The sequence below is a fragment of the Bacillus cytotoxicus NVH 391-98 genome, assembly GCF_000017425.1.
Lineage (GTDB): Bacteria > Bacillota > Bacilli > Bacillales > Bacillaceae_G > Bacillus_A > Bacillus_A cytotoxicus.
This window is the reverse complement of record NC_009674.1, coordinates 991,795-1,011,890: the sequence shown is the minus strand read 5'-3', so window position 1 is coordinate 1,011,890 and position 20,096 is coordinate 991,795. Positions and strand designations below refer to the sequence as shown.

Here is a 20,096-nt window from a genome sequence, read left to right as displayed (position 1 = left end):
GTCGGTGCAAACAAGTAATTACACAATATGGAATGGGCTTTTGAGCACCAAACCGAACCGAAAGAAGTAGGCTTTGGCGTAATCCAAACGTTAAATGGATTAAAGAGATTTCACAACTGTGAAATAATTAGGGTGGTACCGCGGTCCATTCGTCCCTATTGTCATAAGGGATGAATGGACTTTTTTTATTTAAAAAGCGGAGGCGGCTCGCTTAGAATGTGAGGGGGATGGAGCTCCTTCCTGTGAGGCGCTCTTTGCCTCACAGGAAGGCGCGAAGCCACCGAACATTCTTGCCGCCGGAGCTGGATTCCATCAAAAAGTGGAGGCGACTGCTGAGCCCTGACGGATAAGGTTCTTCCCCACAGAAGGTGCCTTTTACCTTCTCGTGGGGAAGGTTCTTGGACGCGAAGGGCTAGGAGCCGGAGCTGGATTCCATCAAAAAGCGGAGGCGGCTCGCTTAGCCCTTCTCCACCCTGATAACCAATTCATAGTAGTCTACTCTTCAATCATTCATTATTGAAAATTTAAGGAGGAATGATGTATGTCAGTTATTTTTTCTGGTATTCAACCAAGTGGAACCATTACGCTTGGAAACTATTTAGGAGCAATGAAACAATTTACAGAACTTCAAAATGAACATGACTGCTATTTCTGTATTGTAAACCAACATGCGATTACAGTCCCTCAAGATCCTGTACAACTTCGCAAAAATATTCGCAGTCTTGCGGCATTATATATTGCATGCGGCATTGATCCGGAAAAAGCAACTTTATTTGTCCAATCCGAAGTTCCAGCACATGCTCAATTAGGATGGATTATGCAATCCATCGCATCTGTTGGAGAATTAGAACGCATGACGCAATATAAAGATAAAGCAGCTGGCCGCGAATCTGTTCCAACTGCACTGCTTACGTATCCACCATTAATGGCAGCTGATATTTTACTTTACAACACTGAAATCGTACCAGTTGGTGACGATCAAAAACAACATATGGAACTAACACGTGATTTAGCAGAACGCTTTAATAAACGTTATCGCGAAGTCTTCACAATTCCTGAAATTCGCATTCCAAAAGTAGGTGCGCGCATTATGTCATTAACAGAACCTACGAAAAAAATGAGTAAATCGGATCCAAATCCAAAGGCAATGATCTGCATGCTTGATGAACCAAAAACAATTGAAAAGAAAATTAAAAGCGCCGTAACAGACTCTGACGGTATCGTAAAATTCGATAAAGAAAACAAACCTGGTATCTCAAACTTATTAACAATCTACTCTTCATTCTCTGGAAAAACAATTGAAGAACTAGAAGCACAATATGAAGGAAAAGGATATGGTGACTTCAAAGGCGACCTAGCACAAGTAGTCGCAGAAGCAATCCGACCAATCCAAGAAAAATATAACGAACTAATCAACTCTCCAGAACTGGACGAAATCCTAGACAAAGGTGCCGAAAAAGCAAACCGCGTCGCAATAAAACAACTGCGCAAAGTAGAAAACGCAATGGGACTAAGCAGAAAACGTAGGTAACATAAAAAGCGGAGGCGGCTCGCTTAGAATGTGAGGGGGATGGAGCTCCTGACGTAGAGGCGCTCTTTGCCTCGCAGGAAGGCGCGAAGCCACCGAACATTCTCGCCGCCGGAGCTAGATTCCATCAAAAAGCGCAGGCGACTGCTTAGCCCTGACGGATAAGGTTCTTCCCCACAGAAGACATGCGGAAGATTCTTAGAGCTTGCTGCCGGAACTGGATTCTACAAAAAGCGCAGACAGCTCGCTCTGCTACTCTAAAATCAACTAAAAAAACCGCCCATTGCGGCGGTTTTTTAGTTTACTTTCTGCTCGTTCTCCATTTCCCATAACTTTTCAAAGAATGGTTGTCCTTTTACAAGGCGTTCACATAGCTGTTCATGCTTTTCTGACCAGCCGTTTTTCGCTTCTTCATAAAGCTGTTTCCAAACATCTTCAAATTCCATATGTTGAACTGCTCCATAAGCAGATGGATCCCACTCTGTGTACCAATAGCGAATTTCAGCTGGATTTTTCGTTGTATGTAATTGATCTAACGCCATAAATAATAATTGCTTTAACTGTCTTTCTTTACGGGTTAATCCGTTCATAATATGAGGTGATGGTGATAAAATATGATGTTCTTTTTCCGTTTCTTCCATTTGAAACTTGTACTTCTCTGCTTGTACATTCTCCACCATCTCATACACCATTTGCTCTTGACGAGGAATCAGTCTACTCTTTCGAATGGGTACATTGTATCCAATTGTATCTACAGCGATAATTCCTCTTCCATCTGTAACAACGAAGCAATACTCTTGTTGCAAACGTTCATGATTTTTACGAATATAAGCTTTATGATGTACGTCTTCCAATAATTGTTGTGGAAGTTCTAATAATTCGTTCTCGATGTAATGATATAATGTGGCATCTACTTTTAATAATGGCACTTGATCTAACAATTCAATCGTATCATCTTTCCGCCATTCGTAAAAATGACAAACGTTATACCCATTTTCTTCACCTTCAAACCAATTTACCCATACATCATGCAGATATAACATTTCTCTACCCCTCACTTCACTACTATTTGTACCAATCATTATGTTCATTTTCGGTAAAATTTATTCCATGTAAGGAAATATATTCTACTTATTATTTTAATGACGAAAAAGAACTTGGCATCGCCAAGTTCCCAAAGTGACTATTCAGCAAATGCATTCGCCTTTTTTAATATATGCTTGGCATCGATAGACATGAAAGAAAGCGTATTTTCTTTTGTTACTTCCACGCATTCTTTTACAATATGAAAACCTACCCCATACCCTAACATTTTTGGATACGGTCCGATTCCATTTAAAATAGCGTCATACTCCCTTGTCCCTCTCCTTATATCTCGTTTCTCTTTTATTACTTTCTTCCAATAATACAACGCTTCTTCTTTTGAAAAATATAACGTCCACGGGGCGCACGCCTGCTCTGTATGTCGTTCTATAACGGCTTGTTCTGCCAATCCTTCCATGACCATTGTATCTAATAACGTATACTCCTGTTCTCTTTTGACGATTTGATGCAGTCGGCATATGTGGTGATATTCATGAGTCAGCAACGCTTTTAATTCTTGAATCGAATTTCTCCCGCATACAAATAAAAAGATAACATGCCGCATTGTTAAACCAGCTTTTCCATTGTACTCCTCTTGTACGGTGCGATTATATGGATCTGATAGTAAAAGAAAGACCGGAACATCCGGACCTCCTAACCATTTTTTTAACGCTTCATATTCTGCGGACAATTTTGTCCAAATTTGTTTTTCTTCTAATTGCCGAATTTCATTTTCACCTTTTCGCACAGGACGATACATACCTTTTGAAATGAGAAATCGATATAGCTGCTCTTTTGGTAATGGAATATACTTTGTAAACTTCTCACACAGCTTTTCTGGGCGTCCATAATATAATCTCATCCAATTAGCAGTTTGAATAACCCCCATCTTACCTACCTCCTTTTCTTATATATATGCAGAAAAAGAAGAGGGCACATTAAGGACAAAAATAAATAGAGGCCGCCCTACTTTGGACAGCCTCTTTCGTTCTCATTATTTATATGCCTTAAATACTAGCGCTGCGTTATGTCCGCCAAATCCTAATGAGTTACTTAATACGGCGCGGACTTCTTGATGTCTTGCTTCATTTGGTACGTAATCTAAATCACATTCTGGATCTGGTGTTTCATAGTTGATTGTTGGAGGAATGACTCCATCTGTAATGGACTTAATAGAGAAAATTGCCTCAACAGCACCAGCTGCTCCTAATAAGTGACCTGTCATTGATTTCGTGGAACTAATTGCTACTTTATATGCATGTTCACCAAATGCTTCTTTAATCGCCATTGTTTCATATTTTTCATTGGCATCTGTACTTGTACCATGCGCATTAATGTAGTCAATATCTTCTGGTTTAAGACCTGCATCAGCTAAAGCTTGACGCATTGCGCGCACGCCGCCTTCACCACCTGGCGCAGGTAGTGTAATATGGAATGCATCTCCTGTTGCACCATAACCAGCAACTTCTGCATAAATATGAGCACCGCGTGCTAATGCATGTTCTAATTCTTCAAGAATAAGAATACCTGCACCTTCTCCCATGACAAAACCGCTGCGATTTTTATCAAATGGACGACATGCAGTCGCTGGATCTTCATTAAATGTTAATGCTTTCGCTGAACTAAATCCTGCAAATGCCATATGCGTAAGAGGCGCTTCTGCCCCCCCTGCAATCATCGCATCAGCATCCCCGCGCTGAATGACTTTAAAAGCATCTCCAATTGAGTTTGCTCCTGATGCACAAGCTGTTACGGAGCAAGTGTTAATTCCTTTTGCACCTGTCGCAATCGATACTTGACCAGCTGCCATATCAGGAATCATCATCGGTACGAAGAACGGACTTACGCGGCGCGCGCCTTTTTCCATGAAGATTTTGAATTGTTCTTCGTATGTTTCCATACCCCCAATTCCAGAACCAATCCATACACCAATGCGCGGTGCATTTTCTTCTGTAATTTCTAATTTCGCATCAGCAACTGCCATTTTTGCTGCCGCTACCGCATATTGTGTAAATCGATCCATGCGACGCGCTTCTTTTTTCTCAATATATTTTTCGACTTCAAAGTCGTTAATTTCTGCTGCTACTTTTGCTGGAAATTGCTCTGGATCTAATCGTGTTAGTCGTCCGATTCCAGATACACCATTTTTAATATTTTCCCAAGCAGTTTCAACATCTGTTCCAACTGGCGTTACAGCTCCTAATCCAGTAATTACGACCCTCTTTTTTTCCATACAAAATACACTCCTTTTTTCTCTCAGTCCTTATTTACCCCAACGAAGAGCAACTGCCCCCCATGTTAATCCACCACCAAAGCCAACGAGTATGATAAGATCCCCATCTTGAATTCGTCCTTTTTCCAATTCTTCTACCATAGCAATTGGAATAGAAGAAGCAGATGTGTTTCCAAACTTTTCAATCGTCTTACTCATTTTTTCTTGTGGCAAATCTAATCTCTCTCTTGCAGATTCCATAATACGAATATTTGCTTGATGCGGAACTAAAAAGTCAACATCAGCTTTTGTGAGACCTGCTTTATCTAAAACATGGAGACAAGAATCACCAAGTTGGCGAACTGCGAATTTAAAGACCTCTCTGCCGTTCATCATAACATATTCGTCTTGATAAAGGTGCTTTCCACCTCTTCCATCTGCTCCTAATTCAAATGAAAGAATTCCTTTACCGTCTGAAACAGCTCCCATAACAACAGCTCCTGCTCCATCTCCGAATAAAACTGCTGTATTGCGATCTTTCCAGTCGACAATCTTCGATAATTTATCGCTGCCTACCACTAATATGTGTTTATAAGTACCTGTTTGAATAAATTGCTGAGCTGTAATCATCCCGTACATAAAGCCAGCGCATGCTGCACTTAAATCCATTGCAGCTGCATGTGTTGCACCAATTTGTTCCTGGACCATACATGCTACAGCAGGAAAAGAATGATCCGGTGTTACAGTTGCAACTAAAATCAAATCTATATCCTCACCAGTAATTCCCGCATCTTCTATTGCTTTTTTAGAGGCTTCAACAGCCATATATGATGTATCTATTGTATCATCGGCAATTCGTCTCTCCGATATTCCCGTTCTTGTACGAATCCATTCATCGGATGTGTCCATTATCTTCTCTAAATCATGATTTGTGACTACTTTTTCTGGCACATATCTTCCGATTCCTAAAATGCCTACATTCACATTGCAGCCCTCCGTTTTATATCAAATATTATGACGTGGTACTAATTCTAAAACATAAATGTTTATTTGTCTAGAATATATTTCGTCGGAACGTGAAACTTTACGCAAAGAAATCCCCTTCATTCCTTCCTTATATTTTCTCCATAAAAAAGAAGCCAACAATTGTCGGCTTTCCTTCCTAATAAACAAATTATTTTTCTGTCTTGCCTAGTTCATATGCTTCATTCATCACTTTCATTAACAATTCTAATACCGGCTGGGCTTTCTCCATATCAAGTGCCACTCCATGATCATCTAAAATTGCTTTTGCCTCTGGTAAATATTTCATTGCGATTTGTAAAAACTGCATATTTTTTTCATTCATATCATTTCATCCTTTCTCATCTCGCTATCTTTATTTACGAATTGTAAATATATAGCGCTTCAACCTTCATATAATCGCTTATATTTTTTTACGTGCGCAAATTGTTTGTTTAAACCGAATTCTAACGGGGTATGTTTTTCCATGCAAATGTTAGCAAATGTTTCTTGCTTTTCTTCCACACGCCCCTTCATTTTATCATTCGCATTTAAAAGATGCATTCCTTTTTCCCAAAGTTTTCTCTTCCCGCTAATTAAGTTATATACCCCTATATTCTCTATATCCGTTCCCTTTTCCAATAAATATTCACATACATCTTCTACATATAAAAGGTCACACCTATTTTCAGTAGAAGTTAACTCACATTCCTGTTCATTTATTTCCGATAGCATCAGTTGATGATAGATCATAAATGTTGGTTGCCACGGTCCATACAATGTAGGGACACGAAATATGCTGTAGGAAAGATCACCTTTTTTTACTTCTTCTTCAATCTTCATAAACATTCGCTTATTTTCCGATTCGTTCCGGTTTCCGACTTCAATAGATGAAACGACATTTAGCTTCACTTCATTTGCTTCACACATATGCGTAACACGTTTTAAATATTGTAAAATGACCTGTTCTTTTCGAAATCCCGCATTTTGGTTCGGTTCACATAAACAAAAATATGCCGCATCAAAGGGATTGTTCTCTATTTCATGCCATTCCCGATCATCTCTAATGTCGGAATAGGTAAATAAAGCATTCCGTCCAATTAACATTAACTTTTCTTCCTCTATTTTTGAGATATTCTCAAAATCTGCAAAGTCCATTCCGTACACTTCAATGTCTTCAGCGAGCATTTTATTCACAAGATGATATCCAACAAATGTAAGAGCACCTATAATGAGCACGCGATTCATGTCATCAATCCTTTCTTTCTCTTAAACAAATAGCTCCTTCTTTATGTATGTTGGAGCTTCATAATTCTTCCTCGTATTTTTTGAAAAAACGACATACTTGATGAATCGTTTTATATTTCACATCTTGTAAGTGAAACGATAAAGATGTGTCACATTTCTTATCCAATCGCTGTTTCTCGTATTCCCGAAACAGCTGCTTACGTTCCTTCTTTTCTTGTGTCGAGACAAACATTTTAACTGGCACGCAAGAAGGTAAATATCGGAATGATTTTTTATCAATTTTCGTCGCTAGCTCTACTTCCTTCACCTCATATGCTTGCAATAACTCTTTCACTAATCTTTTATAGAAAAATTTATGTTCTTTCTCAAATTCCACATATGCTGGTAAATCTAGACATGGACTTAACATAGCAACAGAACGTATGCATTCCGGATTACGATGCATCATCTCAAGAGCTACAAGCGCTCCCATTCCATCTGCCAATATATGAATTTTTTCATTTAAGGTCTCTTTCTTCATCACAACATGATATAATCGCTTTGCTAAACGAACAGCCTGATCATTTCCCCAATGTCTTCCGTATAGATTGGATGAAAAAACGGTATATCCTTTCTTTATAAGTCCATTTAAAAAATACGCTCTTCCTGTGTGCTGCATCCATAAACTTGTACCATTCTCAATAAAGTAGTTGTAATCGCCAAGAAGCATAATGCAAAATCCATTAGGTTTTTCTGGTAAGTAAATCACACATGGTTCTTCTTCCAAGTAGAAAAAACGTTCCGTAATACTCATTTGTCTCCCGCCTTATTTTCTAAACATAAAAAACTTCTCTTTATAATGTATGAATGGAATACGAATTTGCTTTGAAAATTCCACAAATATTTTTCTATATTCTTTTTTCAATTGTGTTACAATAAAGGCAGATTGAACGAATAGGGGTGTGAAAAGATGCGTGTAATTTGGGCCTTTATTTGGTCGTTCCTGCTTGTACATATGATGAGTTATGTAATTAGCTCTATGACTGGCGGTATATACGATTTTAAACAAGCGTCTATTTTCTCAGTTGTTCTTGCAATTCTTGTAATGGCAATTGCAGCTGCAATTCCAAACGAACCAGCAGAGCAACATTAAAAAATGTCCGGATCAATGTCCGGACATTTTTTATTTCACATGCACAACGAATTCATTATTTTCTACATCTACTACTACATGGCTATTATCTATTATTGTTCCTGCAATTAATTCTCTTGCAAGTTTCGTTTCAATTTGGCGCTGCACATATCTTTTTAACGGACGTGCACCATACATAGGGTCAAACCCAGATTCTACAATAAATTCTTTTGCGGATTCTGTTAATGCAACTGTAATATGACGCTCCACTAAACGTCCTTGTAATTCTTTTACAATCTTATCAACAATTCCTTTTATTTCATGAGTTGTAAGTGGTTTAAATAAAATAATTTCATCTACACGGTTTAAAAACTCAGGACGAAAATGTCCTCTAAGTTCCCCCATAACAAGGTCTCTTGCTTCCTCTTTTATAGCGCCATTCTCTTGTAATCCTTCTAATAAATATGCGGATCCAATATTTGATGTCATAATAATTACTGTATTTTTAAAGTCGACTGTTCGTCCTTGTGAATCGGTAATGCGACCATCATCTAACATTTGTAATAAAATATTAAACACTTCCGGATGTGCTTTTTCAATTTCATCCAATAAAATAACGGAATATGGTTTGCGACGAACCGCTTCTGTTAATTGTCCGCCTTCCTCATATCCTACATATCCTGGAGGCGCTCCAATTAAACGGGATACCGCATGTTTTTCCATATACTCAGACATATCTATCCGGATCATTTGTTCTTCGCTATCAAATAACGACTGTGCTAATGTTTTCGCAAGTTCAGTTTTCCCAACCCCTGTCGGTCCTAAGAAAATGAAAGAACCAATCGGGCGATTCGGGTCTTTAATTCCTGCTCTCGCACGAAGAACTGCATCTGCTACAAGACTTACTGCTTCTTCTTGACCAATTACACGCTCTGATAAAATTTGCTCTAATCGCAGTAACTTTTCACGTTCTCCTTCTACTAATTTCGCTACTGGAATTCCTGTCCAGCGCGAAACAATATTTGCGATTTCTTCTTCACTTACTTCTTCACGAAGCAAACGGTTCTCGTTTTCATGATGTGTTCCGGCTTCTTCTGCTACTTTTAATTCTTTTTCTACCTCTGGAATTTTACCGTGACGAAGTTCAGCCGCTTTATTTAAATCATAGTTTCCTTCTGCTTCTTCCAGTTCACGGCGCAAACGCTCTAATTTCTCGCGCAAGTTGCGTACTTTATGAATTTCTTCTTTTTCTTTTTCCCACTGCGCACGCATGCCACTTGCCACTTCTTTTAAATCAGATAACTCGTGCTGTAATGTTTTCAACCTTTCTTGACTACCGCGATCCGTTTCTTTTCCAAGCGCCGCTTCTTCAATTTCTAACTGCATAATGCGGCGCGTTACTTCATCTAATTCTGTTGGCATAGAATCAATTTCTGTCCGAATGGTAGCGCATGCCTCATCAACAAGATCAATTGCTTTATCCGGTAAAAAACGATCAGAGATATAGCGATCAGATAATACAGAAGCTGCTACAAGCGCACGGTCATGGATATTTACACCATGATAAATTTCAAAACGCTCTTTGAGACCACGTAAAATAGAAATCGTATCTTCCACCGTTGGCTCTTCCGCTAATACTTGTTGAAAACGACGTTCTAACGCCGGATCTTTTTCAATATATTTTCGGTACTCATCTAAAGTTGTCGCACCGATACAATGAAGCTCGCCGCGCGCAAGCATCGGTTTCAACATATTCCCAGCATCCATTGCTCCTTCTGTTTTCCCAGCTCCTACAATTGTATGCAGTTCATCAATGAATAACAGAATACGTCCTTCACTCTTTTTAATTTCATTTAATACAGCTTGTAAACGTTCTTCAAACTCCCCGCGGAATTTTGCTCCAGCTACAAGGGCGCTCATATCTAACGCAAAGATGGTGCGATCTTTTAATCCTTCCGGTACATCTTTTTTTACAATTCGCTGCGCTAATCCTTCCACAATGGCTGTTTTCCCCACACCAGGTTCACCAATTAACACAGGGTTATTTTTTGTTTTACGCGAAAGAATGCGAATGACGCGGCGAATCTCACTATCGCGTCCAATTACAGGGTCAATTTTTCCTTGTTTCACTTCTGCGACCAAATCACGGCCATATTTCTCTAACGCTTCATATGTTACTTCTGGATTTTGACTTGTCACTCTTTGATTCCCCCGAACTGCCATTAAAGACTGTAGTAATGTATCCTTTGTAATACGGAAATTAGAAAATAGACGATTTACATCCCCTGTTTCTTCACAAAAAGCTAATAATACATGTTCTACTGAAATGTATTCATCTTGCAGTTTTTTCGCTTCCGCTTCTGCCTTAACGAGCAATTGTTGCAAAGCGCCTGTAATATACAGTTTCCCAGCTTCTATCCCACTTCCTGTTACAGATGGCTTTTTCTGAATAAGCGTTTCCACTTCTTTCGTTAATTGTTCTATATTCACATTCATTTTTTGAAAAATACGTACCGCTAATCCATCCTGCTGCTTTAGCAACGCAAGCAATAGATGAACAGTATCTACTTCTTGGTGATGATGAGATACCGCTAAAGATTGGGCACTCATAATCGCTTCTTGTGTTTTTGTCGTCATTTGATTTAAGTCCATCTTTACAGTTCCTCCACATTTTTTGACCTTTGTTGACTATTTGACTTTCTTTGACCTTTTGTAATTTATTATACTCTTATCTCCTTTTTTATACAATCAATTTGATTGCATATTTCAGAAGTTACATAAAAAACCGCAGCAATAAGCTGCGGGTCTCTTTACGGTTTTCTTTTATATGTCCACTGGCGGTTATGGTTTGAATTTTCCGGGAATCTTTCACCAGCTGTTAATTTTACCATTTGAGGATTTTTTACCATACTGCCAGTTTCACCAATCTCGACGTAGAGCCCATTGTTTGGAGCTTTTTGCCCAGCACGAAATCTATGACTTTGTCCCATCTTCATTCTCCTTCCATGAATCTTTACAACATTAGTATATCCATTTTCCAAAAAGCCTTTCTGTTATGTTTAGGAAACAAATCATATTTTTAGATCCTACACATATGTATTTATTTAATAAAGAAGGAAAATAAAGCAAGTATGTTGAAAAAAAAGAAACTGATCTATACGAGATCAGTTTCAAAGGAGAGTCAAACATATACGAGAAGATTACGTTTTCATTATAGTCTGTATAGCCCAGTTCATGTAACCCTTTTCACAAATTGTACAAAATGAAAGAAATATTATTTGAACTTTCTAAAAATATATTGACTTTTCTTATTTTAAGCTATAAACAGTGGACATTCTAGCACTTCACGACGTAAGATGGATATATAGTGAAACTTTCATCTATGGAGGTCTCCCTTTTCCAACCTCTTATTTCTGCATAAAACAAATGGAAATACAGATCGAAATAAAAAATTTTATAAGAGGTGAAAAATATGAAAAAACAGCATTTAATTGCATTAGATTTAGATGGTACTCTATTAACAGATGATAAAGTGATTTCAGCGCGAACAAAACAAACGCTCGAAAAAGCGAAAGAACAAGGACATATCGTTGTCATTTCAACAGGTCGTCCATTTCGCGCTAGTCAAACATATTATCAAGAACTTGGTCTAAACACACCGATTGTAAATTTTAACGGTGCATATGTACATCACCCACTTGACGCAAATTGGGGGACACATCATTCACCTCTCGAACTTTCAACTGCACAAGAAATTGTACGAGCTTGCTTCGATTTTGGTGTAAAAAATATTTATGCTGAAGTGATGGATGATGTATATGTTCGAGAAATTGATGAGGATAAAAAACATATTTTTGAATTTGGTTCTCCAAATATTTTCACAGGAGATTTATTAAATATTCTACAAGACCATCCAACATGCTTATTAATCGATACCCTTGATGAGCAAGCAAATAAAATTCGTCAGCACTTAACAGATATGCATGCTGAAGTCATTGATCACCGCAAGTGGGGCGCTCCTTGGCCGATTATTGAAATCGTAAAAAGCGGTCTGAATAAAGCGATTGGATTGCAAAAGATTTCAAGCCATTATAACATTCCACAAGAGCGCATTATCGCTTTTGGTGATGAAGATAACGACTTCGAAATGATTGAGTATGCAGGTCACGGTATCGCTATGGGAAATGCGATTCCTGAATTAAAGTCGCTTGCAAACTACACAACATTAACGAATGAGGAAGACGGCATTGCCCTTTATTTAGAAGAGGCTCTTGGATTGTAATCTAAAAATTCCCTACTTATAGTTTACCTTAAATCGCTCATACTATAAGTAGACGCAAGTCGCGTCAATTGTTTTCAGCTAACAAAAGGGGGAATTACGAATGGGTAAAAAGAACAAATCAAAACGTTTTATCCAGCAAGGTCGAGATGCTGTTATGAAGCATGATGCAAGATTCCCGTACCGCGGTACATTAGCTGATGCAGAAAAAGAACGAAACAACTCTTCTCTTGGAGGGGTTTAAATGGGGAACTTACTATTTCAGCAAGCACGAGACGCTGTTTCGAAAGCCATTTCTTGTTCAAGTGGTACTGAGCAGCAAGAACTCGTATACCGAGCAAAAAACGCTTTGCAGTCCGCTTATACTCATTCAAGTACAGCTGAAAAAATACAGCTTCGTGAAATGCAAGAGCAATTGCAAAGTATTACAAATGCATATTAAAAAAGAGGACCGAAATGGTCCTCTTTAATCTTTTCTAAATAAGCCAAATACCCCAACTGTTTGCACAATATTTGTAAATGCCCCTGGATCGACTTGTTTAATAATTCTTTCTAACTCGTATAACTCATAACGTGTAATCACAATCATTAACATTTCTTTATTTTCATTCGTATATGCCCCTGTCGCCGGTACGGTCGTAATGCCTCGCACTAAACGTGATTGAATTGCTTTTCGTACATCAGTGCCATTTTTCGTCACGATAAAGGCTGTAATTTTCACATGGCGTGTATGAATCGCATCAATAATGCGCGATGATACATATAAAGTGACTAATGTATAAAGTGCTTTCTCCCAGCCATATACATATCCCGCGGCCAGAATAATAATGGCATTAAAGAAAAAGAAGTATGTTCCGACAGGCTTATCTTTTACCTTCGATATAATCATTGCAATAATATCTAAACCACCTGTAGATGCTCCCCACTTTAATGCAATCCCTACTCCAATCGCTGAAATAAGCCCACCAAAAATTGCATTTAAAATAATATCATGTGAAACAGCTCGCACTGGAATAATTTCTAAAAATAACGTCATAAAGACAACACATAAAAAACTAAATAAAGTAAATGCTTTTCCAACCTTTTTCCATGCTAATATAACAACCGGAATATTAAACAGTGCGAAAAGCACACCTGTTGATACATGGATCGATGCAAAATCATTTAATATTTGAGAAAGTAATTGAGACAGACCTGCAAAACCACTTGCATATACCTTTGCCGGTGTTAAAAATAAATTCATTCCAATGGCATTTAATAAACCTGCAATGATTACAATAATTAACTTTTTCATCAATTCTACATAATTGAGTTTCAAATCCATCTGTCATTCACCTCGGTCAAGAGTTCCTCACTATCAGTATACATAGTCTTTACGAAAACGGAAATGATAAACATATAACTGTTTAGAAATGGAGTTGATACATATGCCACATACAAGTGATAATGATAAAAAAGCACGTGATAATAATGCAAAACGCGCTCTAAAAAATGAACAAGAGCAAAAAAATATTCAGCAAGGAAAACGCGCATACTCGAAAAAAACTGATCACCTTTAATAGTCTTAGTACATCAACTAAACCGTTGATGTACTTTTACGTTTTGCTAAAAAACATCTCAAATTCACTTCGTTTTCACTTCTCTATTCTACAATAACAATAACATTTTCTGATGAGGTGCTAATATGAAGAGAAAAACATTACTCATTGCAACTTTAGCGATCGGAACATTCACATTATCTGCTTGTGGTGCACAAGGCAGTTCAGATGCCATTGCGACATCGAAATTTTCAACCATTACAAAAGGTGATTTTGAGAAGCAATTAAAAAGTCGCTACGGAAAAGATGTACTATACGAAATGATGGCACAAGATATCATGACAAAAAAATATAAAGTATCTAATGAAGCGGTCAATAAAGAATTCAAAAAGGCAAAAGAGCAGTTCGGTGATCAATTTAAAGCAGTATTAGAAAGTAATCGGTTGAAAGATGAAGATGACTTTAAAAATCAAATTCGCTTTAAATTAGCAATGGAACAGGCGATTAAAGAAAGCATCACCGAAAAAGATATAAAAGCGAATTATAAACCTGAAATTAAAGCAAGCCATATTTTAGTAAATAATGAAGAAAAAGCAAACGAGATTAAGAAAAAACTTGATGAAGGTGCTTCTTTTGAAGAATTAGCAAAACAAGAATCGGAAGATCCAGGTTCCAAAGAGAAAGGCGGCGACCTTGGTTACTTCGGTCCAGGGAAAATGGCACCTGAATTTGAAGAAGCAGCTTATAAATTGAAGGTCGGAGAAATTAGTAAACCGATTAAATCATCATATGGGTACCACATTATTAAATTAACTGACAAAAAAGAGTTAAAACCATACAATGAAGTAAAAGATTCCATTCGTAAAAATCTCGAAAAAGAACGAATAGCAGATCAAGCTATCCATCAAAAAATATTATTAAATGAATTCAAAAAAGCTGATATTAACGTAAAAGATAGCGATTTAAAAGATACATTCTCCAGTTTATTAAAGCAACAACAATAAATAGGAATATAGATGAGCAAAGTGCTCGGTATATGAAATTATATCGGCGCAAGTAACACTTTTATCGGCGGTTGAGCACGATATATCGGCGCAAAATAAAATATATCGGCGATTCGACAAGGGATATCGATTTCCCGACAAATTATGACAAGGTTTCTTTTCAAAAACGAACAAGCAAAGTGCTTGTTCGTTTTCTTATTTTTTAAAGTATGTCCAGCCTTCTTCTTGATACACTTTTCCTTCTTTCATTAATTTACCAAGTGCACGCTTAAACGCTGCTTTACTCATATTGAATCGTTCTTTAATGTCTTCTGGATAACTCTTATCCCAAAATGGCATGGCGCCCCCGCGACTTTCCATATATTCATAAATAACCGTAGCATCATCTTCTATTCCCTCTTCTTTACGAGGCAGAAGTGAAATATTAATTGTACCATCCTCTTTCACGTCAATAATACGACCTGTTACACGCTGACCAATACGAACTTGCTCTTTTCGTTCTGTATGATGTAAAAAAGCCCGGAAATGTTCATCTGTTAATACAAATGATCCAACTTGAAGTGAGCGATACACACGCCCATTTACATTTTTATTACGCATAGATGGAGTTGCTTCCACTACAATTTCTTGCATGTCTGCATCTCTTGCTGGTAACGCAATTAAGCGGCCACGCTTCGTTAATTTTAGCGTACAATATAATTCATCTCCTACTTCAGGCCAAACTGGTGTATAAATAGGAAACTCATCCGCTGGTACTAAAATATCTTTCGAAACACCGATATCAACGAATACTCCTAAGCGCTCTTTCACTTCAACAACTTTTACCCAATTCCAATCACTTGTTGTAATAAGTGGAGTCTTCATTGTTGCAGCAATACGCTCTTGGTGATCAAGATAGAAAAATACATCAATTGTGTCACCTTCTTCAATATCCCCTGCAACTTCATTTTTATGTAGGAACACTTCTTCTTCATCGTGCCCGACCATATATCCGATTTCCGTTTGACGTAAAACCGTTACCTGTTCGATCGATCCTGGTTTAAAATACATACTTTTTAATTCCCTTCTATATATAAAGTTATATTTTTATCATTCCAAACAAAAGTACATTATAACACGATTTTTCCTTTATTTGTCCAACTGCCCAAAATTAACTATAATAGGAAGTGGAATTTAATTTGGAGGTGCTCCTATGGCAAAAGAGAGTTCTTTTGATATCGTTTCAAAAATAGAATTACCTGAAGTAACAAACGCTATTAACATCGCGTTAAAAGAAATTCAAAATCGATATGACTTTAAAGGAAGCAAAAGTGACATTAAATTAGAAAAAGAAGAACTTGTTTTAATTTCTGATGACGAATTTAAATTAGAACAAGTAAAAGACGTTCTTATTTCAAAACTTATTAAACGTAACGTACCCATTAAAAACTTAAACTACGGAAAAGTAGAAAATGCTGCTGGCAACACAGTACGTCAACGTGCAACCTTACAACAAGGTATCGATAAAGATAATGCGAAAAAAATTAACAGCATTATTAAAGATTTAAAACTAAAAGTAAAAACACAAGTACAAGATGATCAAGTACGTGTCACTGGTAAAAGCCGTGATGACTTACAAGCAGTAATCGCAGCAATTCGCAGCGCTGATTTACCAATTGATGTACAATTCATTAACTATCGTTAATAAGAAAACATCCTCCGCATGCGGAGGATGTTTTCTTATTCATACCTGTTTCCCACGCTTTTTGACTGCAATTAAAAACACGATAAATGCAAGATTTACAAGTACAATCATAGATACAAATACCCAATTGATACTTGTTTGTTCACCAGCTTTATATATATTTGCTTCTTCCCGCTTCAATACAAGATAATACTTCCCACCTTCTTCCCTTATGATTTCATCTTCTAACAGCCCTCTTAATTGTCGCTTTTCTCCTACTATATTTGCCGGCAACGCAACTTTTTTTGTTACTTTCGTATTATTTAAAGCAATAATAGTAACTTCATCTTTATATGTTCTTTTTAGTATACTCATTCCCTCTTCATCATGTAATAGTTCAAAGGTACCGCGGCGTAAAGACGGCAGTTCTTTCCTTAATTCTCCTAGTTTTGTTATATATCGCAAAAACTTTTCATCCGTTTTAAAGTCCATTAACCGCCGATTATCTGGAACGTCTCCGCCATCTAGCGCGATTTCGGTACCATAATAGACAATTGGTAGCCCTGGAGATGTATATAAATAAGCAAGTGCTAACTTTAAACGAGCTGGCGGATAATAGCCATTTTCTTTTACAAGACGCACAAACCTTTTCGTATTTTGATGATCAATATATGTATTCATAACTTGCTCCGCCTCTATTAAACTTGCATGATATAATGGCTGAATGGAGCGATCTGTTTTTGAAAATGCATTCGTTATTGCTTTATAGTAATCGTTATGTGCACTTTCCTTTTCATCTGTTAGAACTACAAAATCTTTTTTTATATCTTTTAGTTGTTTCTTCATGTCATGTAACGAATCATTGGACAACTTTTCACTATGTATGAAATAACTTCCATCTATATTTACTTCTTGCATCCACCATTTTACTACATCTACCATTTGTCGCGAATCTTCTTCTCCAGCGATAAATTGAAATATCACTTTCATCTCCTTTTTATGAGCTTCCTGCACAAGCTTCCTTACATCTTGCAATGAACCAAAATGTTCATTTACCTGTCGCAGATTCCCCACACCTGTTCCATCATATTTTTTACTTTCCGAAAGAGGTGAAAGCATAATTGCAGTAAATCCCATATCTTTTATGTAATCAAGCCTCTTTATAATTCCTGAGATATCCCCGCCTTGATAATCCTCTAAATTCTCCGTATTCAGACCGCTATCGTTTTTCGCATCTCCATTATTAAAGCGGTCAATCATAATGGAATATACCACTTCATCTTGCCATTCTCTTTTTTCTTTTGCCAAACTTTGTTGTATAGGCATGATGAGACAAATTGTTATACAAATCAAAGTGCATGTACCTCGCCATATTCTTTTCACACAAATCCCCCAACCTTATCTTAATTGTAAGAATAGTATATCAATTTTCTTTCAAAAACGCATATCACATCTTGCACAGTTCCTCTTACACGAGAGATTTTTTATTTTTACCATATATAGAGACCGCGGATTTTTTAATCACAATGGACAAGCACACTTACTTTCTCTCTTTTATTTCATAAAGTGGTAGTAACAAATAAAAAGGAGGGGTAGAAATATGGGATACTATTATAAGAAACGCGACGATAAATGCGATCATCATTACGACTTGGAATGTAAATGTTATAAAAAATACTACGATAAATATGAAGATCATTACGAAGACAAATGCAAAGATAGATACTACGACAAACATGATAAGTACTATGACAAATATGAAGATAAATACGATCATCTCTACTATGATAAGCACCATGACTACTATTACTACAAATGTCATTGTCATAAGAAACGCAAAAAGTAACCAAAAGACGACTGAGGCATTTATCCCTCAGTCGTCTTTTTTCTAAATGTAACCATTACTTTATATTAGAGAATATAAACTACTTATTTTGTAAGATTTCCTACATATGCTGAGATATCAACATTTAAAGCTTTTGCCAAACGCATTCCATATTCACGATCGGCACGGAAGAAGTTACAAATTGCAAGTAATTTTGTCTGTTCATGCACATCTTTTAAATCATTTGCTAAGTTTGCGATTAAGTTATCTTGTTCTTCTTTTGTAAATGAACGGTAACGTTCACCAGCTTGCTCGAAGTCGTTTGGTTTTTCAATTTTTTCACGAGATACATAACCTTCAAGTTTCATAGTTGAGTCACGGTAATTAGGATCTTCAACTGGATTTTCCGCATGGCGACTTGGTTCATAGTTAATCGTTGATGGATTTTGATTCACTTGCATTGCACCATCACGCTGTTGGTTACGAACTGCTGCATATGGGCAATTGATTGGAATTTGTAAGTAGTTCGTACCAAGGCGATAACGTTGTGTATCTGGATAAGAGAATAATCGTCCTTGTAACATTTTATCTTCAGAAGGCTCAATACCAGGTACGGTTGCACTTGGAGAGAACGCTGCTTGCTCTACTTCAGCAAAGAAGTTTTGTGGATTGCGATTTAATGTCATTGTTCCTACTTCGATTAGAGGGAAGCGATCTTCCGGCCATACTTTTGTTGTATCTAATGGATCAAAGCTTAAAGAATCCATCTCATCAATTTGCATCACTTGTACGTAAAGATCCCATTTTGGATAATTTCCGCTTTCAATCGCATCAAATAAATCACGAGTTGCATGATTGAAATCTTTTCCTTGTACTTCTACAACTTCCTTCGCATTTAAGTTACGTACACCTTGCTGTGGTTTCCAATGATATTTAATATATACAATTTTGCCATCTGCATTAATCCATTTAAATGCATGCACCCCGAAACCTTCCATTTGACGATAGTTTGCAGGTGTTCCGTAATCAGAGAATACCCATGTCATCATATGAGTGGACTCTGGAGATAATGTCATAAAGTCCCAGTAGCGATCTGGTGATTGAATATTTGTATCAGGTGCTGGTTTTAAAGCATGAATCATATCAGGGAATTTAATCGCATCACGAATAAAGAAAACAGGTATATGGTTCCCTACAAGATCATAGTTTCCTTCTTCTGTGTAAAATTTAACAGCGAAACCGCGTGGGTCACGTGCTGTTTCTGGAGAACCTTGGCCGTGAATAACTGTTGAGAAACGAACGAATACAGGCGTTTCTGTTCCTTCTTTTTGTAAAAATGCTGCTTTTGTATATTCTTTCATACTATGCTTCGTTACAAATACACCGTGAGCACCTGCACCACGCGCATGGACAACACGCTCTGGAATACGTTCACGATCAAAATGAGCAAGTTTTTCTATTAAATGATAGTCCTCTAATACGACCGGACCACGACGACCTGCTGTACGAGAATTTTGGTTATCTCCAACTGGAGCACCTTGGTTTGTTGTTAAGCGATTATTTAAATTCATCAAGAGAGCCTCCTCTTTATTACTAACAATTA

Annotated in this window: 21 protein-coding genes and 1 other annotated feature (1 of these 22 running past the window's edge); of the genes, 8 read left to right on the top strand and 13 right to left on the bottom strand. The window is 37.3% G+C overall.

Annotation, left to right across the window (positions count from 1 at the left end):
- Nucleotides 1–160: a binding site (T-box leader), on the top strand; it begins 54 nt to the left of the window's first position.
- A gap of 381 nt (nt 161–541) precedes the next feature.
- The gene (gene trpS / locus BCER98_RS04925) at nt 542–1,531 is read left to right on the top strand and encodes a tryptophan--tRNA ligase (RefSeq protein WP_011983983.1); all 990 of its coding nucleotides are present in this window, start codon (nt 542–544) and stop codon (nt 1,529–1,531) included.
- Between the two features lie 293 nt (nt 1,532–1,824).
- Here trpS and BCER98_RS04920 read toward each other — a convergent pair whose 3' ends face one another.
- From BCER98_RS04920 to BCER98_RS04890, 7 genes are all read right to left on the bottom strand, one after another.
- Nucleotides 1,825–2,571 (bottom strand): YjbA family protein, encoded by a 747-nt coding sequence (locus BCER98_RS04920; RefSeq protein WP_011983982.1) that lies wholly within the window; start codon nt 2,569–2,571, stop codon nt 1,825–1,827.
- A 140-nt stretch (nt 2,572–2,711) separates the two neighbouring features.
- Nucleotides 2,712–3,500: a DUF2268 domain-containing protein gene (locus BCER98_RS04915; RefSeq protein ID WP_011983981.1), complete on the bottom strand. Its 789-nt coding sequence runs from the start codon at nt 3,498–3,500 to the stop codon at nt 2,712–2,714.
- Nucleotides 3,501–3,605: 105 nt separating this feature from the next.
- Entirely contained in the window at nt 3,606–4,844 is a 1,239-nt protein-coding gene (gene fabF / locus BCER98_RS04910) for a beta-ketoacyl-ACP synthase II (RefSeq protein ID WP_011983980.1), read from the bottom strand.
- 30 nt (nt 4,845–4,874) lie between these two features.
- Entirely contained in the window at nt 4,875–5,807 is a 933-nt protein-coding gene (locus BCER98_RS04905) for a beta-ketoacyl-ACP synthase III (protein WP_011983979.1), read from the bottom strand.
- Nucleotides 5,808–5,997: 190 nt separating this feature from the next.
- The gene (locus BCER98_RS04900) at nt 5,998–6,171 is read right to left on the bottom strand and encodes a ComZ family protein (RefSeq protein WP_011983978.1); all 174 of its coding nucleotides are present in this window, start codon (nt 6,169–6,171) and stop codon (nt 5,998–6,000) included.
- Nucleotides 6,172–6,230: 59 nt separating this feature from the next.
- Nucleotides 6,231–7,073, bottom strand: a complete 843-nt coding sequence (locus BCER98_RS04895; protein ID WP_011983977.1) for an NAD-dependent epimerase/dehydratase family protein — start codon at nt 7,071–7,073, stop codon at nt 6,231–6,233.
- Nucleotides 7,074–7,131: 58 nt separating this feature from the next.
- On the bottom strand, nt 7,132–7,866 hold the full coding sequence (locus BCER98_RS04890; RefSeq protein WP_011983976.1) for an alpha/beta fold hydrolase: 735 nt from the start codon (nt 7,864–7,866) through the stop codon (nt 7,132–7,134).
- Nucleotides 7,867–8,022: 156 nt separating this feature from the next.
- On the opposite strand from BCER98_RS04890, the gene BCER98_RS04885 reads away from it, so the two are divergent.
- The gene (locus tag BCER98_RS04885) at nt 8,023–8,205 is read left to right on the top strand and encodes a YjzD family protein (RefSeq protein WP_011983975.1); all 183 of its coding nucleotides are present in this window, start codon (nt 8,023–8,025) and stop codon (nt 8,203–8,205) included.
- Nucleotides 8,206–8,235: 30 nt separating this feature from the next.
- On the opposite strand, the gene clpB is transcribed toward BCER98_RS04885, so the two are convergent.
- Both clpB and BCER98_RS04875 read right to left on the bottom strand, forming a co-directional pair.
- A complete protein-coding gene (gene clpB / locus BCER98_RS04880) occupies nt 8,236–10,836 on the bottom strand; it encodes an ATP-dependent chaperone ClpB (RefSeq protein WP_011983974.1) in 2,601 nt (866 codons plus the stop codon).
- A gap of 158 nt (nt 10,837–10,994) precedes the next feature.
- Nucleotides 10,995–11,174, bottom strand: a complete 180-nt coding sequence (locus BCER98_RS04875; protein ID WP_041809524.1) for a YjzC family protein — start codon at nt 11,172–11,174, stop codon at nt 10,995–10,997.
- A gap of 482 nt (nt 11,175–11,656) precedes the next feature.
- Here BCER98_RS04875 and BCER98_RS04870 point away from each other — a divergent pair, with 482 nt between their 5' ends.
- From BCER98_RS04870 to BCER98_RS04860, 3 genes are all read left to right on the top strand, one after another.
- Entirely contained in the window at nt 11,657–12,466 is an 810-nt protein-coding gene (locus BCER98_RS04870; RefSeq protein WP_011983972.1) for a Cof-type HAD-IIB family hydrolase, read from the top strand.
- Nucleotides 12,467–12,566: 100 nt separating this feature from the next.
- Nucleotides 12,567–12,707 (top strand): hypothetical protein, encoded by a 141-nt coding sequence (locus BCER98_RS04865; protein ID WP_011983971.1) that lies wholly within the window; start codon nt 12,567–12,569, stop codon nt 12,705–12,707.
- Nucleotides 12,708–12,905, top strand: a complete 198-nt coding sequence (locus tag BCER98_RS04860) for a DUF3813 domain-containing protein (protein WP_011983970.1) — start codon at nt 12,708–12,710, stop codon at nt 12,903–12,905. It begins immediately after the preceding gene.
- A 24-nt stretch (nt 12,906–12,929) separates the two neighbouring features.
- Here the strand turns inward: BCER98_RS04860 and BCER98_RS04855 are convergent, their stop codons facing one another.
- Nucleotides 12,930–13,787 carry a YitT family protein gene (locus BCER98_RS04855; RefSeq protein ID WP_011983969.1) on the bottom strand — a complete coding sequence of 286 codons (858 nt, stop codon included), beginning with the start codon at nt 13,785–13,787 and terminating at the stop codon, nt 12,930–12,932.
- Nucleotides 13,788–13,890: 103 nt separating this feature from the next.
- Here BCER98_RS04855 and BCER98_RS20675 point away from each other — a divergent pair, with 103 nt between their 5' ends.
- A complete protein-coding gene (locus tag BCER98_RS20675) occupies nt 13,891–14,022 on the top strand; it encodes a DUF3941 domain-containing protein (RefSeq protein ID WP_011983968.1) in 132 nt (43 codons plus the stop codon).
- Between the two features lie 125 nt (nt 14,023–14,147).
- The gene (gene prsA / locus BCER98_RS04850; protein WP_011983967.1) at nt 14,148–15,005 is read left to right on the top strand and encodes a peptidylprolyl isomerase PrsA; all 858 of its coding nucleotides are present in this window, start codon (nt 14,148–14,150) and stop codon (nt 15,003–15,005) included.
- A gap of 195 nt (nt 15,006–15,200) precedes the next feature.
- Here prsA and BCER98_RS04845 read toward each other — a convergent pair whose 3' ends face one another.
- Entirely contained in the window at nt 15,201–16,055 is an 855-nt protein-coding gene (locus BCER98_RS04845; RefSeq protein WP_011983966.1) for a CvfB family protein, read from the bottom strand.
- Between the two features lie 142 nt (nt 16,056–16,197).
- Between BCER98_RS04845 and BCER98_RS04840 the strand changes: the two genes are divergently transcribed.
- Complete coding sequence (locus BCER98_RS04840; protein ID WP_011983965.1) at nt 16,198–16,689, top strand: YajQ family cyclic di-GMP-binding protein; 492 nt, start codon at nt 16,198–16,200, stop codon at nt 16,687–16,689.
- Between the two features lie 39 nt (nt 16,690–16,728).
- On the opposite strand, the gene BCER98_RS04835 is transcribed toward BCER98_RS04840, so the two are convergent.
- Together BCER98_RS04835 and BCER98_RS04825 are read right to left on the bottom strand one after the other, a co-directional pair.
- Nucleotides 16,729–18,051 carry an alpha-amylase family glycosyl hydrolase gene (locus tag BCER98_RS04835; protein ID WP_011983964.1) on the bottom strand — a complete coding sequence of 441 codons (1,323 nt, stop codon included), beginning with the start codon at nt 18,049–18,051 and terminating at the stop codon, nt 16,729–16,731.
- 546 nt (nt 18,052–18,597) lie between these two features.
- Nucleotides 18,598–20,064, bottom strand: coding sequence for a catalase (locus BCER98_RS04825; protein ID WP_011983963.1), 1,467 nt, complete (start codon nt 20,062–20,064; stop codon nt 18,598–18,600).
- Between the last annotated feature and the right edge of the window lie 32 nt (nt 20,065–20,096).

Coding starts and splice junctions, on each gene's coding strand:
- trpS (WP_011983983.1), top strand. CDS start 542: ATGTCAGTTATTTTTTCTGGTATTCAACCAAGTGGAACCATTACGCTT.
- BCER98_RS04885 (WP_011983975.1), top strand. CDS start 8,023: ATGCGTGTAATTTGGGCCTTTATTTGGTCGTTCCTGCTTGTACATATG.
- BCER98_RS04825 (WP_011983963.1), bottom strand. CDS start 20,064: ATGAATTTAAATAATCGCTTAACAACAAACCAAGGTGCTCCAGTTGGA.
- BCER98_RS20675 (WP_011983968.1), top strand. CDS start 13,891: ATGCCACATACAAGTGATAATGATAAAAAAGCACGTGATAATAATGCA.
- BCER98_RS04860 (WP_011983970.1), top strand. CDS start 12,708: ATGGGGAACTTACTATTTCAGCAAGCACGAGACGCTGTTTCGAAAGCC.
- BCER98_RS04855 (WP_011983969.1), bottom strand. CDS start 13,787: ATGGATTTGAAACTCAATTATGTAGAATTGATGAAAAAGTTAATTATT.
- clpB (WP_011983974.1), bottom strand. CDS start 10,836: ATGGACTTAAATCAAATGACGACAAAAACACAAGAAGCGATTATGAGT.
- BCER98_RS04865 (WP_011983971.1), top strand. CDS start 12,567: ATGGGTAAAAAGAACAAATCAAAACGTTTTATCCAGCAAGGTCGAGAT.
- BCER98_RS04875 (WP_041809524.1), bottom strand. CDS start 11,174: ATGGGACAAAGTCATAGATTTCGTGCTGGGCAAAAAGCTCCAAACAAT.
- BCER98_RS04920 (WP_011983982.1), bottom strand. CDS start 2,571: ATGTTATATCTGCATGATGTATGGGTAAATTGGTTTGAAGGTGAAGAA.
- prsA (WP_011983967.1), top strand. CDS start 14,148: ATGAAGAGAAAAACATTACTCATTGCAACTTTAGCGATCGGAACATTC.
- BCER98_RS04840 (WP_011983965.1), top strand. CDS start 16,198: ATGGCAAAAGAGAGTTCTTTTGATATCGTTTCAAAAATAGAATTACCT.
- BCER98_RS04900 (WP_011983978.1), bottom strand. CDS start 6,171: ATGAATGAAAAAAATATGCAGTTTTTACAAATCGCAATGAAATATTTA.
- BCER98_RS04845 (WP_011983966.1), bottom strand. CDS start 16,055: ATGTATTTTAAACCAGGATCGATCGAACAGGTAACGGTTTTACGTCAA.
- BCER98_RS04895 (WP_011983977.1), bottom strand. CDS start 7,073: ATGAATCGCGTGCTCATTATAGGTGCTCTTACATTTGTTGGATATCAT.
- BCER98_RS04890 (WP_011983976.1), bottom strand. CDS start 7,866: ATGAGTATTACGGAACGTTTTTTCTACTTGGAAGAAGAACCATGTGTG.
- BCER98_RS04870 (WP_011983972.1), top strand. CDS start 11,657: ATGAAAAAACAGCATTTAATTGCATTAGATTTAGATGGTACTCTATTA.
- fabF (WP_011983980.1), bottom strand. CDS start 4,844: ATGGAAAAAAAGAGGGTCGTAATTACTGGATTAGGAGCTGTAACGCCA.
- BCER98_RS04915 (WP_011983981.1), bottom strand. CDS start 3,500: ATGGGGGTTATTCAAACTGCTAATTGGATGAGATTATATTATGGACGC.